The organism is Arthrobacter sp. W4I7 (assembly GCF_030816215.1).
Taxonomy (GTDB): Bacteria; Actinomycetota; Actinomycetes; order Actinomycetales; family Micrococcaceae; genus Arthrobacter; species Arthrobacter siccitolerans_A.
In genome coordinates this window covers 465,222-479,377 of record NZ_JAUSXU010000001.1, presented here as the reverse complement: position 1 = coordinate 479,377, position 14,156 = coordinate 465,222, and the positions used below count along the sequence as shown (strand labels likewise).

Here is a 14,156-nt window from a genome sequence, read left to right as displayed (position 1 = left end):
GGACGTGCACTGATGCGGCGCCCATAGTTGAAGCGTGCAGACACCTGACCCTGAACTTGAGGCCCTCCGGAAGCGCGCGAAGCACGGTGATTCCGATGCCGTCGATGAACTGGTGGAACGCGCCGCCGAGCGCGGGGATCTGGCCGAACTCCGCCGGCTTGCGGACTCCGGCAGCAGGGACGCTCTTGACCAGTTGGTCGAATCGGCCGGCGAGCAGGGCGACCTCGATGAGCTCCGGCGGCTGGCGGCCGGCGGAAACCGGGACGCCGCCGAGGTGCTGGCCGAGATTGAAGACGACGACGGCTCCTAGCCCGGGGGGAATCATGAGTGAAGTCATCGACAACTTGGCCGCCGCCTTGAATGCCCACGACTTGGAAGGGGCGGCAGCTCTTATTCACGAGGACTACCGCAGCGAGCAACCGGCCCACCCCGGCGCGGCCTTCGTCGGGCGCGCTCAAATGCACGCCAACTGGCAGGCAATGTTTGCCGGCATTCCCGATTTCCACGCCGCACTGATCCGCTCGGTTGATGACGGTGACACCACCTGGAGCGAGTGGTCCTGGTCCGGGACGCGCAGTGATGGCCAGGACTTCCAGGTGCGTGGCGTGACACTCTTTGAGCTCAGGAACGGCAAGATCACCGCCGGCAGGCTCTATATGGAGGAGGTGGACCGTCTAGCCGTGCGTGTCGAGCAGGCCGTGGAGAAGCTGTCGGGACAGCGGCCGGATACGGCGCCGAACCCACAGCAGTAACAACCAAATTTCCGGCCGGTCAGCAGAGAACACCCCAGGACAAGCCACTGGCTAGAAACGGATGGGAATATGCGCGTGGGGCCGAAAACGGCTATGCCCAGGGTGGCTGCCCGGCCCCCGTTTTGTTCCGAAGACGCCTTGAAGCCCTCGCGGTCCAGGTTCCCCAACCCCACAACGGACGTCAGGGCGGCCACGGAAAGTGCCACGCCAACCAGCGCCAGCAGGATCCGTGTTTTGTTGATCCTCAATTCCTGCCAGGCCTCCACAAGGGCAGAAACAACCCCGGTCACGCGCTGGCTCCCGCCGGGACGTCCGCGGCCATGAGGACGCCGGATTCGCGCCGGTAGCAGGCCGGGGCAAGGGCTGCGACATTCACGTCGTGGGTGATGGTGACCAGGGTGGCGCCGGATTCAGTGGCCACGGTATCCAAAAGTGCCATCACTGCCTGTCCGGTATCCAGGTCAAGGGCGCCTGTAGGTTCATCGGCCAGGATCAGCCGCGGACGGCGGACCAGGGCACGTGCGATGGCAACTCTTTTCCCCAGAGCGATCTGCGGGAGCCCACCCAGCATATACGGCGAGTATTCCCACCGTTGTCACAGGTATTCGCCTAGTTGTCAGACGGTGGGCAGTAGCGCCAAAAGTTGCCACCCGTCCGGACTCGGCTCGCCGGGAGGGGGTTGACAGGTTCCCGCTTATGTCTAATGCTTAGACGAAAGTTTGTGCAGTGGCGCACACTCGATTGGAGTAGTCAATGAAAGACATGTACTTCCAGCCCAAGCACGCCGCGATCTCCCGCAGAAGCCTTCTTTTGGCCGGACTGGGAACGGCCATGTCGGCCCCCTTCCTGGCTTCGTGCGCTGGCTTTGACACGAGTGGCGCGTCCGCCGGGGAAGGAACTGTGGGCTTCTTGTCCACCCAGTTCACTCCCGTGGAGGAGAAACAGCGATATGAGGCGGTGCTGAAGAAATTCGCTAAGGCACCCGTCGCTTACAACTCCGTGGATCCGGGTGTCTTCTCGTCCACCGTCAGCACCCAGGCTTCCGCCGGCAACGTCAAGACTTCCCTGCTCGGCGGGCTGCATGGCGAGCTTGCCCCGCTCGCGGAGTCCCTCGAGGATGTGGACAACCTGCTCCGCGATCTGTCCGGCCGTGGTTTCACCAAGGAGATGCTCGAGCTGACGAAAGTGGGCGGCTCTGCGTCCCGCTACGTCCCCTGGATGCAGGCCACGTACGTAGTGGCCGTGAACAAAAAGGCCCTCGAATGGCTGCCGTCGGGAGTGGACGTCAACGATTTGACCTACGAGGGTTACCTTGCGTGGGCGAAGGCGGCAAAACAGGGAGCCGGGCGTCCGGTCTTTGGCATGCCCGCCGGCCCCAAAGGTCTGCATCACCGTTTCTACCAGGGCTTCCTGTTGCCGAGCTTCACTGGTGGCCAGATCACCACATTCCGGAACGAGGACGCCGCCACGGCCTGGACCTACATGCAGGAACTGTGGTCCGCCCTGACACCTGCCTCCACCAACTACGACTACATGCAGGAGCCACTGGCACGCGGCGAAGTACTGGTGGCGTGGGACCACGTGGCACGGCTGGTCAACGCACCGGCCAACAACCCGGATGAGTGGATGATGGTCCCCGCGCCGCGGGGCCCCAAGGGCCGCGGTTACATGCTCATCATCGCCGGCCTCGCACTGCCGAAGAATGGCAAGGAAAGGGACCTGGCAGAGAAAGCCATCCGGGCTCTGTCCGAACCGTTGTCCCAGATTGAGACACTGCGAAGCAATGCCTTCTTCCCCGTTGTCCAGACGGAACTCCCTTCGGACCTGACAGGGGCCATTGCGCTGGAAGCCGCGGCAGTCCGCCGGCAGCAACGGTCAGCTGGTGCCCTTCTTGCCCTTCCCCCGGTGGGGCTGGGCCCGAAGGAAGGGGAAGTCTCCCAAATCTTCAAGAACTGCTTCCAGCAGATCTGCCTGGAAAACCGCCCGATCCGGCAAGTCCTTGACACCCAGGCGACACAGCTCAACACCATCTTGCAGGGCCTGAACGTGCCGTGCTGGGAACCCGATCCGATCTCAACGAAGTGCGAGGTAGCGTAATGGCCGTAGAGGCACCATCCACTCCCGCCGAAACGCTGACTCCACCCCGCCGGCGCAAGATACCTCCCGCGATCCTGCTGATCGCTCCTTCGGTGGTCTTTATGGCGCTTCTTCTTGGCTGGCCCGTGATCCAGGGAATCCTCCAGGCATTCCGCGATGAAAACGGCTTCACGCTGGATTTCGTCACGCGGATGGTCCAGGACCCCTACTTCTGGCCCGCGGTGCGGAATACCCTGCTGCTCATCGTGGTGATGATTCCGCTGCAGTTCGCGTTGGCGATCGGCATGGCGCTGATGCTGCGGACCAACCCCCGGCTGCACAAAGTCCACTTCTTCGTCTGGGCCATACCTCTGGCACTCAGTGACCTCGCGGCAGGGCTTGTCTGGCTGGCGATCTTCAACGACCGCGGCTACCTGAACTCGGCCCTGTCATGGTTCGGCATTGAAGGCGGCTCCTGGCTGGCCTATGACAACCAGGCGAGCATGTTCACGTGCGTCCTGATCGCTGAGCTCTGGCGGGCAACATCACTGGTGCTGATCATCGTGGTTGCAGGCCTCCAGGGCATACCCAAGGACTACGACGAAGCCGCCCAGGTCTTCGGCGCCACGTTCTGGCAGCGGCTGCGGCACATAACCCTGCCGCTGTTGAAGCCCAGCCTTCAGGTCGCCCTCATTCTCCGGACAATCCTGGCATTCCAGACCTTTGCAGTGGCCCAGGCCCTCACCGGGCAAAACTTCCCCCTCGTGGTGGGCGAGACCTACCGCTGGTACACCGGCCTGCAGAACCCCAACGTCGCCGCTGCGCTGGCCCTGGTCATCCTCGTCGTCTCCATGCTCACCTCGATCTTCTACCTGCGGGCACTCCGCGACAAAAACCAGGGAGGGCTCCGATGAGCACCGCAGTGGATACCACCCCCATCGCACGGCAGAAGCGCAACCGTTTCCTCCTCCAAGCCGCGTGCATCGCCGTCTCACTTTTTATGCTGGTCCCCATCTACCTGATCTCGCTGGCGGCATTGTCCACAAGGGAGTCCCTCAATGCGTTTCCGCTGTCGCTGCTTCCCAACAATCTGTCCGTGGAGACGCTCAACGCATTCCTCGGATCCACCGGCATCTTCGGCGCCCTGGGCAACTCCCTGATTGTTGGGCTGGGAACACTGATCTTCGCCGCGGTCCTCGGAGTCCCCGCCGGATACGCACTGGCCCGCTACAGCTTCAAGGGCAAGGACCCCTACCAACTGTTCCTGCTCTTCACCCGCGCCCTTCCCATCGTGGTCCTGTCCGTCCCGCTGGCCAGGCTCTTCCTGACGGTGGACGTCTACGACACGACGTACGCCGTGATCCTGCTACATACCGCCCTTGCCCTGCCAACCACCATCCTCATCTCGGCCAGCGTCTTCCTCAGTGTCCCTATCGACGTGGAGGAGGCGGCCAGGCTTTTCGGATGCACACCGCTTGGGGCCTTCACCAGGGTGGTCCTGCCCATGGCACTGCCGGGCCTCGCGGCGGCGTCAATCTTCACCTTCGTAATGTCCTGGAACGAGGTCCTGGGCGCCTCCATCCTGACCTTGGACCACCGCACGTTGCCTGCCCAGGTGCTTAGCTCATTGTCCGACTCGCCACTCGCGTACCGGTTTGCCGGCGGCTTTGCCCTGGTTATCCCGTCCATCATCTTCATTGCGCTGATGCGCCGCTACCTCACCAACATGTGGGGCTCAACCATCCGCTAGGTCCGCCCGACCTGCCACCGCACTTCAGAAGGAGCCGATCATGGCTGATATCCAGATCTCAAACCTCGTAAAGACCTATCCGGGCGGATCCGAACGGGCCACCGACGATGTATCCCTGCAGATCCAGGATGGCGAATTCACCGTCCTCCTGGGCCCCTCCGGCTGCGGCAAGACCACGCTGCTGCGCATGATCGCCGGCCTTGAACTACCTGACTCAGGCTCCATCTCTATCGGTGGCCGGGATGTGACTTACCTGCCGCCCAACAAGCGCAACCTCTCCATGGTGTTTCAGTCCTACGCTGTATTCCCCCACCGGAAGGTCCGCTACAACATCGGTTTCGGGCTGCGCATGGCAAAAGTCCCGGCAGAAGAAATCGAGCGGAAGGTCCAGTGGGCGGCGGACCTGCTGCAGCTTGGCCCGTACCTGGACCGGCTTCCCGCCAACCTGTCCGGCGGTCAGCGCCAGCGCGTCGCCGTCGCCAGGGCCATTGTGATGGATGCCGACGTCCTGCTCATGGATGAGCCGCTCTCCAACCTGGATGCCCTGCTGCGCCTGACCTTCCGCTCAGAACTTAAAAAGATCGTCCAGGATCTGGGCACCACCACCGTCTATGTCACGCACGACCAAAGCGAGGCCTTGTCCCTTGGCGACCAGGTGGCCGTGATGCGCAAGGGCCGGATCGCACAGCTCGGTGACCCGCTGGACGTTTACGATGCACCGGCGGACCGCTTCGTGGGCGGCTTCATCGGATCCCCGCCCATGAACTTCATGGACGCCGCAGTCAGCCACGACGGCGGCACCCTGGTCCTGGGCGAACAACAGCTCATGGCCCCGTCCATCCTGAGGTCCTTCGCCGGAAGGAACGTCCTGCTCGGCGTCCGAGCTGAAAACGTGACGGTCAGCAACGAACGTTCCTCGGGCGACGTCGCCGCCACCGTCCTGGTGGTTGAACCCATGGGCTCGACCATCCTCCTGACCGTGGAAGTGGACGGCCACACCCTCAAAGTCCAGGCGCCGCCGACTTTCCGGACGGCACCCCACAAGACAATCTGGCTGGGCTTCGCCCCCAACACCATGCGCGTTTACGACCGCGAAACCTCGATGGCACTGGAGGCCAATTGAACCCCGTCACTTCCGTTTCCAAGGAACAGCTCCGCGCCGCCGCCATCGAGGTCCTTCGCCTCAATGACCTCGGCACCATGACCAGTGCCGCACCAAACCTCTACCCGCACATGTGGAGTTGGGATGCCGCGTTCGTAGCCATTGGCCTGGCCCGGACCAGCGTGCCGCGCGCCGTCACCGAACTCCGGACCCTGCTCAACGCCCAATGGTCCACCGGAATGATCCCCCACATCGTGTTCAGCGATAACGACACCGGCTATTTTCCCGGCTTCGACCGCTGGGGAACGGCGAATGCGGCAGCCCTGCCCGCAGGTGTGAAAAGCAGCGGAATCTGCCAGCCGCCGGTGCACGCGATCGCTCTTCGCCACATCGTTGACCGCGGCCGGGAAAATGGCGGCGCGGACCAGGCAGCGGCCGAAGAATTTCTTGCCGAATCCTTTGACGGCTGGCTCGCGTGGCACCGTTGGCTCGCCACCGTGCGGGATCCCGACGGTGTGGGGCTCGTTGAGATCCATCACGGCTGGGAATCCGGCTTCGACAATTCCCCCCGCTGGGACGGCCCCTACGCGCGCGTGGTGCCCGGCGCCGTCGCGCCCTTCACGCGGCGCGACACCCTCCACGTGGCGGACATCAGCGAACGCCCGGACGATGCCGAATACACAAAGTACCTGTGGCTGGTTCAGCAGATGGCGGACGTCGCCTTCGACGACGACGCCGTCCAGCAAGTGGTTGATTTCCGGGTACGCGACGTGTTTTTCTCGGCCATCATGGCCGCTTCCAGCGCGGTGCTGGCCGACCTTGGTGATGAGATCGGAAGGGTCAAGGAAGCCGGGGAACTGCGGTTGATGGCGGCCCGGTTTCAGGCCGGGGTGGCATCAACAGTGGATCCTGCCACGGGCCTGGCGAGGGACTACGACGTGCTGGCCGGACAGTGGATCGGTACCGAAACAGTGTCCGGCTTCGCGCCGCTGGTATCCGGTGGAGACCCTGCCCTTCTGGCCGCCCAGCGCGAGCTGCTGCAGGGACCGCGGTGGATGGGCTTCCCGGACCTCCGGTTCCCGCTGCCGCCCTCGACCTCTCCTGCAAGCGACGCCTTCAGGCCCCGGACGTACTGGAGGGGTCCCGTATGGCCTTTCCTCAACCTCCTGCTTGGCTGGGCCGCCGCCAGGGACGGCGAAACCGGGCTCTATGGCCGGCTCAGGTCCGCTTCGCTTCAACAGTTGGCCGACCTGCAGTTCGGGGAGTACTACGAACCTTTCACTGGCGAACCTTTGGGCAGCCTCGCCCAGGCCTGGACTGCGGCTGCTGCGCTGGAGTGGATGGGAGCCGAGCCTGTCCCAGGACAATCCGAAACCCAAAAGGGCAACCAATGACCGCAGTTCCGATGCCGGCCGCGAGGGCCGACAGATCCCGCTCCAGGCCGGCACCGCAGGAAAAGATCATCGTTGGCCTGGACATCGGCGGCTCGAAAACCCGTGGTGTCAGGATCGACGGCGGCCGGGTCACCCGGGAAGAGGTTGCGGGGAGCGCCAACGTCCAGAACGTTGACAAGTCCATTGCCGGCCGGAACCTTGAAGCGCTTATGGCCGCCCTTGGCGGCGCACAGGCGGACGAGGTGTACATCGGAGCAGGCGGCATCGACACTGATGAGGACGCCGCCAGCCTCCGGAAGCTCGTTTCCCCACTTGCTCCGCGCGCCACGGTGGAAATTGTCCACGACACCAGGCTCGTCCTGGCAGCAGCAGGCCAGGACGTGGGGATAGCGCTGATCGCCGGCACAGGCTCCGCCGCGTGGGGCATCAACCCTGCAGGCGAAGAGGCCAGGAGCGGGGGCTGGGGTTACCTCCTCGGCGACGAAGGCAGCGGCTACTGGTTCGGCCGCGAGGCTGTACGCCACAGCCTCCGGCAGCTCAATCTGGGACTTGCGCCCGACGGGCTCACCGAATTGCTGCTGTCCGACTGCGGGCTGGACTGTCCCGAACACCTGATCAGCCAATTCCACACCAACCACGACCGACGCTACTGGGCCCAGCGGTCCAGAGTGGTTTTCGAGGCGGCAGCCCGCGGCCATGTGCTCAGTCAAGCCATCATCCGTGAAGGTGGATGGCATTTGGCAGAACAGGTCCTGCAGGTTGCCCGGCGCCTCGCCCTGGCTGGCCCGGTGATTGTTGGCGGCGGGCTCGGCCTCCACCAGCCTGCGCTTGTGGAAGCATTGAACGCCCATCTGGCCGGAGAAGGGCTGCCTGCCGCCCGGACCCTCGCCGTCGAGCCGGTTTTCGGTGCCCTTCACCTGGCCGGAGCCCTCCTCAACACCACTGCCGGGCCGGCCGCGGGAAGTCCGGAGCCCGAGAGGAAGTAGGCTTGTAAACCGGGAAAGGGGGCGGTGTGACAGTTGAAAGAATGCCTGCAAGCCTGGGCGGGGCAACCTCGCACGGGCATCTTCTGGAGCTGATTCGTTCAGCGGACGGGCTATCGCGCCAACAACTGCTTTCAACCACCGGCATGTCGCGTGCCACCCTTTATGAACGGCTGGATACCCTCACCCGCCGCGGCTACATCTACGAGGCAGAACCCCTCACTTCCACGGGCGGCCGGCCTTCCCGGAAGATCCGCTTCGAGGACCGCGGGCGCGTTGTCCTGGCGCTGACTCTGGGCCAGACTCACGGCACCGTGAGCATCACGGACACCACCGGCCGCCAGCTGCGTTCCGAGACCTTCGAACTGGAGATCAGCGCGCCGGCAGATTCGGTCCTGGCTCCCCTGGTGGACACAGGACGGAAACTGTTGGCGCAGGGCACCGGCGAGACCCTGCTGGGTATCGGCGTCAGCCTTCCAGCACCAGTGGAAGCCGGGACCGGGCACGTGAAGCACCAGACCACCATCCCCGGATGGTCCCCCGATTCAGTGGTGCAGGCAGTCAAAGCAACCTGGGACCTGCCCCTGGTCATTGAGAACGACGCCCGTGCCGCTGCTTTGGGCGAAAGGGCCAGCGATGCTGAGACCGTTGTCTACGTCAAGGTCGGAACCGGCATTGGCTGCGGCATTGTGGTGGAAGGCTCCATTCTCCGTGGTGCCCATGGATCTGCCGGGGACATCGGCCACATCCGTATGTCCGCCGACGGCCCCCTCTGCCGGTGCGGCCGTCACGGCTGCCTGGCCGCCTACAGTTCCGGGCGCGCGCTCAGGGACAGGCTGGGCCATCTGGGATTAACGAAGCTGGAGGACATCGGCGCTGCGTCCGCGACGGGAAACCCGGAGGTCCTGCAAGCCCTGACTGATGCTGCGGAGGTGCTTGGACGGGCTCTTGCAGCCACGGTCACGACGCTCAACCCTGACCGCCTGGTACTGGGCGGACAGATCGGTGGCCTGCCCTGGTTTGTGGAAAAGGTGTCCTCCCGCGTCCTCACCGACGTGGTGGAGCGGATCGCCGAAGGGATAGTGGTGGAGGCAGGCCATCCAGAGGACCTCGCCGCCTGCCACGGGATCACTACCCTCGTCATGCGTAAGATCTTCGCCCCGGAAGCCGTTGACCAGCTCTTTGCGGATGACGCGGAGAGCGCCGCAGGCTAGGGATCCACCGGCACCTCCCGCGCCCTGAGGTAGAGGGGGCTGGCCCCATCGTCTTTGTTTCACGCCCCCGTTTGCGGGAACACCCGCGCGGGGGCGGGTAGCGCCTGCGGGGATTGACCCGTGGGGGATTAAGATCGGACCAGGGCCGAACGAAAAGCCCTCTTCACAGGAGTGCTGCGATGCTTCTTGAGCGTATTTACGACGAAGACCTCGCCCAGGCCAGCTACCTGATCGGTTGCCAGGCCAACGGAACCGCGATGGTTATTGATGGCCGCCGCGACATCGCCGTGTACCAGCATCTCGCCCGGAAACACGGCATGAAAATCGTGGCCGTCACCGAGACCCACATCCACGCCGACTATCTTTCCGGCACCCGGGAACTGGCCGCAGCCACCGGCGCCACCATCTATGTCTCCGGCGAGGGCGGCCCGGACTGGCTGTACGGCTTCGACGGCGTGCGGCTGTTCGACGGCGCCACCATCACCTTGGGCAACATCACCGTCACGGCGGTCCACACCCCCGGGCACACCCCGGAGCATCTGTCCTTCCTGGTGACCGACGGTGCCTTCACCAACCAGCCGGGCTACCTGTTCACCGGTGATTTTGTTTTCTCCGGTGACCTCGGCCGGCCGGACCTGCTGGATGAAGCCGCAGGCGGCACCGAAACCCGGTTTGCGGGAGCCAGGCAGCTGTTCGCAAGCCTCCGCGACAAGTTCCTCCCCCTGCCCGACTACGTCCAGGTCCACCCGGCCCATGGTGCCGGCAGTGCCTGCGGCAAAGCCATCGGCGCCATTCCCTCCTCCACGGTGGGCTACGAGCGCCTTTACGCTTGGTGGAGTCCCTTTCTCGCGGCCAACGACGAACAGGGTTTCGTCACCGAACTCCTTGCCGGACAGCCGGATGCCCACGCCTACTTTGGGCGGATGAAGCGTGAGAACCGGGAAGGCCCGGCACTGCTGGGAGAGCGTCCACCGCTGAATGAACTGCATGCCGCGGACGTCGCTGCCGGCCTCGCCGCGGACCGATTGACCTTCATCGATACGCGTACCAGCCGGCACGTCCACCACGGCACAGTGCTGCGGTCCCTGAACATTCCTGCCGCAGCGATGGCCAGCTACGGCGCCTGGGTGGTGAATCCGGAGACGGATACAAACCCACTGGTGCTCCTGGCCAAGGACCGGGAACAGGCCCAGGACATGCGGGACCACCTGGTGCGGGTGGGCATCGACAACGTCACCGGTTACGTCACCAGTGTTGACGGGCTCCCCATGATTACTCCCGTCCTCATCCAGCCCTCATACCTGGCGGGTCTGGACGCCGCCGTGGTTCTGGACGTCCGCAACCGCGCTGAGCACGCCGCCGGGCACATCCCCGGCTCCCGGCAGCTCAGCGGCGGCCGCATCATGTGGCACCTCGATGAACTTCCCTCCGGGCGCAGCATCGTCGCCTACTGCCAGACCGGAACGCGGAGTTCGGTTGCGGCGAGCGCGCTGCGCCGCGCTGGCTACGACGTCGTAGAACTGGACGGCAGCTACGCCGGCTGGCATGCCTGGCAGCGGGCACGCGACTAAGTCTCCGAGAGTTAGGGCAAACGCGACGGCGGGCCGACCCCCGAAGGTGCCGGCCCGCCGTCGAACGCTTTTTGTTACTAGAGGGTGGCGGTGTCGATCACGAAGCGGTACCGGACGTCCGAGGCAAGGACGCGCTCGTAGGCGTCGTTGATCTTTTCGGCCGGGATGACCTCAATTTCGGCGCCAAGACCATGCTCGGCGCAGAAGTCCAGCATTTCCTGGGTTTCACGGATGCCGCCGATCATCGAACCGGCGAAGGAACGGCGTCCGCCGATCAGCGCGAAGGCGTTGACCGGGAGCGGCTCGGCGGGGGCGCCGACGTTCACCAGTGCGCCTTCGAGGGCCAGCAGCTGCAGGTAGGAGCTGATGTCGATCGAGGCGCTGACGGTGTTGATGATCAGGTCAAAGGTGCCGGCGAGCTCCTTGAAGGTGTTCTCGTCGCTCGTGGCGTAGTAGCTGTCCGCACCGAGGCGCAGCCCGTCCTCCTGCTTTTTCAGCGACTGGGACAGGACCGTCACGTCGGCACCCATGGCGTGGGCGAGTTTGACGGCCATGTGGCCGAGTCCGCCGAGGCCGACGACGGCGACCTTCTTGCCGGGGCCGGCGCCCCAGTGCCGCAGCGGGGAGTACGTGGTGATGCCGGCGCACAGCAGGGGTGCGGCGACGTCAAGGTCGATGCCCTCAGGGATGCGGACCACGAAGTCCTCGGTGACGACGACGTGGCTGGAGTAACCGCCCTGCGTGATGGTGCCGTCGCGGTCAACTGCCCCGTAAGTGCCCACCATGGAGTTGAGGCAGTACTGCTCCTCACCTTTCAGGCAGTTGGCGCATTCGCGGCAGGAGTTGACCATGCAGCCGACGCCGACGCGGTCGCCCACGGCGTGCTTGGTGACGGCCGAACCTACTTCAGTGACGATGCCGGCGATCTCGTGGCCGGGAACAAGCGGGTACTGCTGCGGGCCCCAGTCGCCGCGCACGGTGTGGATGTCCGAGTGGCAGATGCCGGCGAACTTGATCTCGATCAGGACGTCGTGGGGGCCCACTTCGCGGCGTTCGATGGTGGTTGCAATCAGGTCCTCCGTGGCGGACGGGGATGCGTAGGCTTTGACGGTAGTCATGGCTCTCCTGTGATTTTGGGGGTTCTCTAAAATGCTAGCGGGATCGAAGTCCGGCAAACCGGCATATCGGGCCGGCAGGGGTGGCCCTGTTGGTACTGGTTCTGGCAGTCCTACCCTTAGCGGCCTTCGTACTGGTCATCGCTGATGTGCTCTGCCCAGATGGTGGTTACGGCGGGGTCATCATCGTTCTCGAGGATGGCGATGTGCTCCATGAAGGTTCCGTTGGCCGATGCATGCCAGTGCTCTTCCCCGGGCGGGGTGTAGAGCGTCTGGCCGGGGTGCACTTCGATGATAGTGCCATCACGGCTGCCAAAGCGGGCAACGCCGGCGGTGACGTGCAGGTACTGGCCGCGGGCGTGGGAGTGCCAGGCGGTGCGTGCACCCGGGGCGAAGCGCACCTTGGCGACCACCGCGCGCTGTTCGGGCACATGCGGGACGGCGATCAGGTCCAGCCACACATCACCGGCGAACTGCTCGGGCGGGTTCTTCACGGTCTCGCGGGCAGGTTCGATAAACATGGTGTTTCCTTTCAGAGGGTGACTATTTGGCCAGGACGCGCTTGGCCAGCATGAGTGCGGACACGGCCTTGGGCCAGCCGGCGTAGAACGCGACGTGGGTGATGGCTTCCTTGACCTCGTCCTCGGTGAGGCCGTTGGTGATGCCCAGGGGGATGTGCGCTTCGAGCTGTTCGATGTTGCCGGCGGAGACGAGGCTGCTGATGGTGATCAGGCTGCGGTCCCGCGGCGAGAGTTCCGGCCGCGACCACACCTGCCCGAACAGCACGTCATCGGTCAGTGACACAAACGTGGGCGCGAAATCGCCCATCATCTTTTGCATGGGAGTCTGTTCAGCGTTTTCAGACATCTGCTTTTGCCTCCTGGAAGTGATTGGTTTTGGTATGGGGGCGGGCCAGGACAAGGAGCCCGAACAGGGACAGCAGCGCTCCGCCGATCATGAGCAGGGCCATGGGGACAGCCGTGTCGCTGCCGCCCAGGCCCGCGATCGGGGCGACGACGCCTGCGGTGGTCCACTGCACGAGTCCCAGGACCGCCGAACTGGTGCCGGGATGCTCGGGCACTTCTGCTGACGCGAGGGCGCCGCCGTTGGTGTTAATCAGGCCCTGCGCCACCATGAGGGCGAAGAAGCTGCCCATGGCCACCGGCAACGGAGTGGCCCACCACAGCGATCCTGCGAGCATGGCCGCGCCGGCGGCCAGGGCGATGAGCTGGCCCGCCAGGATGACCTTGCGGGTTGAAACGCGCCCCGCGAGCCTGGCGGAGACCAGTGCGGCGATGGTCATGCCGCCGGCGTTTGCGGCGAACACGATCGAATACATCACCGGCGACAGGCCGTTCATGTTCTGCAGGATGAACGCGGACGTTGCCACGTACGCGAACAGGGCAATAAAGGCCGACGACGCCACCACCACGTAGCCAACGAACCGGCGGTTGGAGAGCACGTCCTTCGCCGCGCGGCCGAATTCAGCCAGCCCGCCCGAGTGGCGTTTTCCGGCCGGGAGGGATTCCGGGACCACGAACAGGGCACAGAGGGTCATGAGGACGCCCAGGCCGGCGAGCGCCCAGAACGTCATCCGCCACCCGGTCAGCTGCAGGATGACCGCTCCGAGCAGCGGGCTGATGATCGGTGCCACGCCGCCGATGCCCATCACAATGTTGAGCACCCGGACCAGCTGTGACCCATGGGCCAGGTCGACGATGACGGCCCGGCCGATAACCATGGCCCAGCCGCCCCCAAAGCCCTGCAGGAAGCGGGCGATCATCAGGATCCCGATGTTCGGGGCAAGGGCGCAGGCCACCGATGCCGCCACCATCAGGACGGTGCCCGCCACCAACGGCAGCCGCCGCCCGCGCTGGTCGCTGAACGGTCCGCCCACAAGCTGTCCCAGCCCCATCCCGGCGAAGAACGTGGTCAGGGTCAGCTGCACCGCGGAGGCTGTGCTGCCGAACTCCTCGGACACGCGCGGAAAGGCCGGGACGTACATGTCGGTGGCCAGGGGTGCCACAGCCGTCAGGAAGATGACGGTGGCAACCAGCGTCGCGGAAACGGCGCCGGCCTCGGGGGCACGCGTTGCGGTTGGCAGCATGGAAAAGGACTCCATCTGGTTGATGACGAAAGGGGATAGTTCCATCAAAGCGCCTCCCGGAAGTCCTAGCGAGGGCCCTGCTGAAACGGGTT

At 64.7% G+C, this 14,156-nt stretch carries 15 protein-coding genes; 10 read left to right on the top strand and 5 right to left on the bottom strand.

Annotated elements, in window-relative coordinates:
* The first annotated feature begins 34 nt into the window (after positions 1-34).
* Together QF047_RS02195 and QF047_RS02190 are read left to right on the top strand one after the other, a co-directional pair.
* The gene (locus QF047_RS02195) at positions 35-310 is read left to right on the top strand and encodes a hypothetical protein (RefSeq protein ID WP_307273435.1); all 276 of its coding nucleotides are present in this window, start codon (positions 35-37) and stop codon (positions 308-310) included.
* A gap of 13 nt (positions 311-323) precedes the next feature.
* Positions 324-752 (top strand): nuclear transport factor 2 family protein, encoded by a 429-nt coding sequence (locus tag QF047_RS02190; RefSeq protein WP_307273432.1) that lies wholly within the window; start codon positions 324-326, stop codon positions 750-752.
* Positions 753-1,038: 286 nt separating this feature from the next.
* Here the strand turns inward: QF047_RS02190 and QF047_RS02185 are convergent, their stop codons facing one another.
* The gene (locus QF047_RS02185) at positions 1,039-1,323 is read right to left on the bottom strand and encodes a hypothetical protein (RefSeq protein WP_373427735.1); all 285 of its coding nucleotides are present in this window, start codon (positions 1,321-1,323) and stop codon (positions 1,039-1,041) included.
* A gap of 182 nt (positions 1,324-1,505) precedes the next feature.
* On the opposite strand from QF047_RS02185, the gene QF047_RS02180 reads away from it, so the two are divergent.
* From QF047_RS02180 to QF047_RS02145, 8 genes are all read left to right on the top strand, one after another.
* Positions 1,506-2,849 carry an ABC transporter substrate-binding protein gene (locus tag QF047_RS02180; protein WP_307273430.1) on the top strand — a complete coding sequence of 448 codons (1,344 nt, stop codon included), beginning with the start codon at positions 1,506-1,508 and terminating at the stop codon, positions 2,847-2,849.
* A complete protein-coding gene (locus QF047_RS02175) occupies positions 2,849-3,742 on the top strand; it encodes a carbohydrate ABC transporter permease (RefSeq protein WP_306635836.1) in 894 nt (297 codons plus the stop codon). Before QF047_RS02180 ends, QF047_RS02175 begins: the two co-directional genes overlap by 1 nt.
* Positions 3,739-4,578, top strand: a complete 840-nt coding sequence (locus QF047_RS02170) for a carbohydrate ABC transporter permease (protein ID WP_306635837.1) — start codon at positions 3,739-3,741, stop codon at positions 4,576-4,578. Before QF047_RS02175 ends, QF047_RS02170 begins: the two co-directional genes overlap by 4 nt.
* Before the next feature lie 40 nt (positions 4,579-4,618).
* Entirely contained in the window at positions 4,619-5,701 is a 1,083-nt protein-coding gene (locus tag QF047_RS02165) for an ABC transporter ATP-binding protein (RefSeq protein WP_307273427.1), read from the top strand.
* A complete protein-coding gene (locus QF047_RS02160) occupies positions 5,698-7,074 on the top strand; it encodes a glycogen debranching protein (RefSeq protein ID WP_307273425.1) in 1,377 nt (458 codons plus the stop codon). Before QF047_RS02165 ends, QF047_RS02160 begins: the two co-directional genes overlap by 4 nt.
* On the top strand, positions 7,071-8,060 hold the full coding sequence (locus QF047_RS02155; protein WP_307273422.1) for an N-acetylglucosamine kinase: 990 nt from the start codon (positions 7,071-7,073) through the stop codon (positions 8,058-8,060). Before QF047_RS02160 ends, QF047_RS02155 begins: the two co-directional genes overlap by 4 nt.
* Positions 8,061-8,086: 26 nt before the next feature.
* Positions 8,087-9,271, top strand: a complete 1,185-nt coding sequence (locus tag QF047_RS02150; protein WP_307273420.1) for an ROK family transcriptional regulator — start codon at positions 8,087-8,089, stop codon at positions 9,269-9,271.
* Between the two features lie 179 nt (positions 9,272-9,450).
* Positions 9,451-10,842, top strand: coding sequence for a rhodanese-like domain-containing protein (locus QF047_RS02145; protein WP_307273418.1), 1,392 nt, complete (start codon positions 9,451-9,453; stop codon positions 10,840-10,842).
* 77 nt (positions 10,843-10,919) lie between these two features.
* Here QF047_RS02145 and QF047_RS02140 read toward each other — a convergent pair whose 3' ends face one another.
* From QF047_RS02140 to QF047_RS02125, 4 genes are all read right to left on the bottom strand, one after another.
* Complete coding sequence (locus tag QF047_RS02140) at positions 10,920-11,960, bottom strand: NAD(P)-dependent alcohol dehydrogenase (RefSeq protein ID WP_307273415.1); 1,041 nt, start codon at positions 11,958-11,960, stop codon at positions 10,920-10,922.
* 116 nt (positions 11,961-12,076) lie between these two features.
* Positions 12,077-12,478, bottom strand: a complete 402-nt coding sequence (locus QF047_RS02135; RefSeq protein ID WP_307273412.1) for a cupin domain-containing protein — start codon at positions 12,476-12,478, stop codon at positions 12,077-12,079.
* A 22-nt stretch (positions 12,479-12,500) separates the two neighbouring features.
* A complete protein-coding gene (locus QF047_RS02130) occupies positions 12,501-12,824 on the bottom strand; it encodes a carboxymuconolactone decarboxylase family protein (RefSeq protein WP_306635849.1) in 324 nt (107 codons plus the stop codon).
* Complete coding sequence (locus QF047_RS02125) at positions 12,817-14,109, bottom strand: multidrug effflux MFS transporter (protein WP_307273409.1); 1,293 nt, start codon at positions 14,107-14,109, stop codon at positions 12,817-12,819. Before QF047_RS02125 ends, QF047_RS02130 begins: the two co-directional genes overlap by 8 nt.
* Positions 14,110-14,156: the final 47 nt, after the last annotated feature.

What these genes read in the sequence shown, in the direction of transcription:
- QF047_RS02170 (WP_306635837.1), top strand. Translation starts at nt 3,739, where the DNA reads ATGAGCACCGCAGTGGATACCACCCCCATCGCACGGCAGAAGCGCAAC.
- QF047_RS02190 (WP_307273432.1), top strand. Translation starts at nt 324, where the DNA reads ATGAGTGAAGTCATCGACAACTTGGCCGCCGCCTTGAATGCCCACGAC.
- QF047_RS02180 (WP_307273430.1), top strand. Translation starts at nt 1,506, where the DNA reads ATGAAAGACATGTACTTCCAGCCCAAGCACGCCGCGATCTCCCGCAGA.
- QF047_RS02145 (WP_307273418.1), top strand. Translation starts at nt 9,451, where the DNA reads ATGCTTCTTGAGCGTATTTACGACGAAGACCTCGCCCAGGCCAGCTAC.
- QF047_RS02135 (WP_307273412.1), bottom strand. Translation starts at nt 12,478, where the DNA reads ATGTTTATCGAACCTGCCCGCGAGACCGTGAAGAACCCGCCCGAGCAG.
- QF047_RS02130 (WP_306635849.1), bottom strand. Translation starts at nt 12,824, where the DNA reads ATGTCTGAAAACGCTGAACAGACTCCCATGCAAAAGATGATGGGCGAT.
- QF047_RS02175 (WP_306635836.1), top strand. Translation starts at nt 2,849, where the DNA reads ATGGCCGTAGAGGCACCATCCACTCCCGCCGAAACGCTGACTCCACCC.
- QF047_RS02185 (WP_373427735.1), bottom strand. Translation starts at nt 1,323, where the DNA reads ATGCTGGGTGGGCTCCCGCAGATCGCTCTGGGGAAAAGAGTTGCCATC.
- QF047_RS02140 (WP_307273415.1), bottom strand. Translation starts at nt 11,960, where the DNA reads ATGACTACCGTCAAAGCCTACGCATCCCCGTCCGCCACGGAGGACCTG.
- QF047_RS02125 (WP_307273409.1), bottom strand. Translation starts at nt 14,109, where the DNA reads ATGGAACTATCCCCTTTCGTCATCAACCAGATGGAGTCCTTTTCCATG.
- QF047_RS02155 (WP_307273422.1), top strand. Translation starts at nt 7,071, where the DNA reads ATGACCGCAGTTCCGATGCCGGCCGCGAGGGCCGACAGATCCCGCTCC.
- QF047_RS02165 (WP_307273427.1), top strand. Translation starts at nt 4,619, where the DNA reads ATGGCTGATATCCAGATCTCAAACCTCGTAAAGACCTATCCGGGCGGA.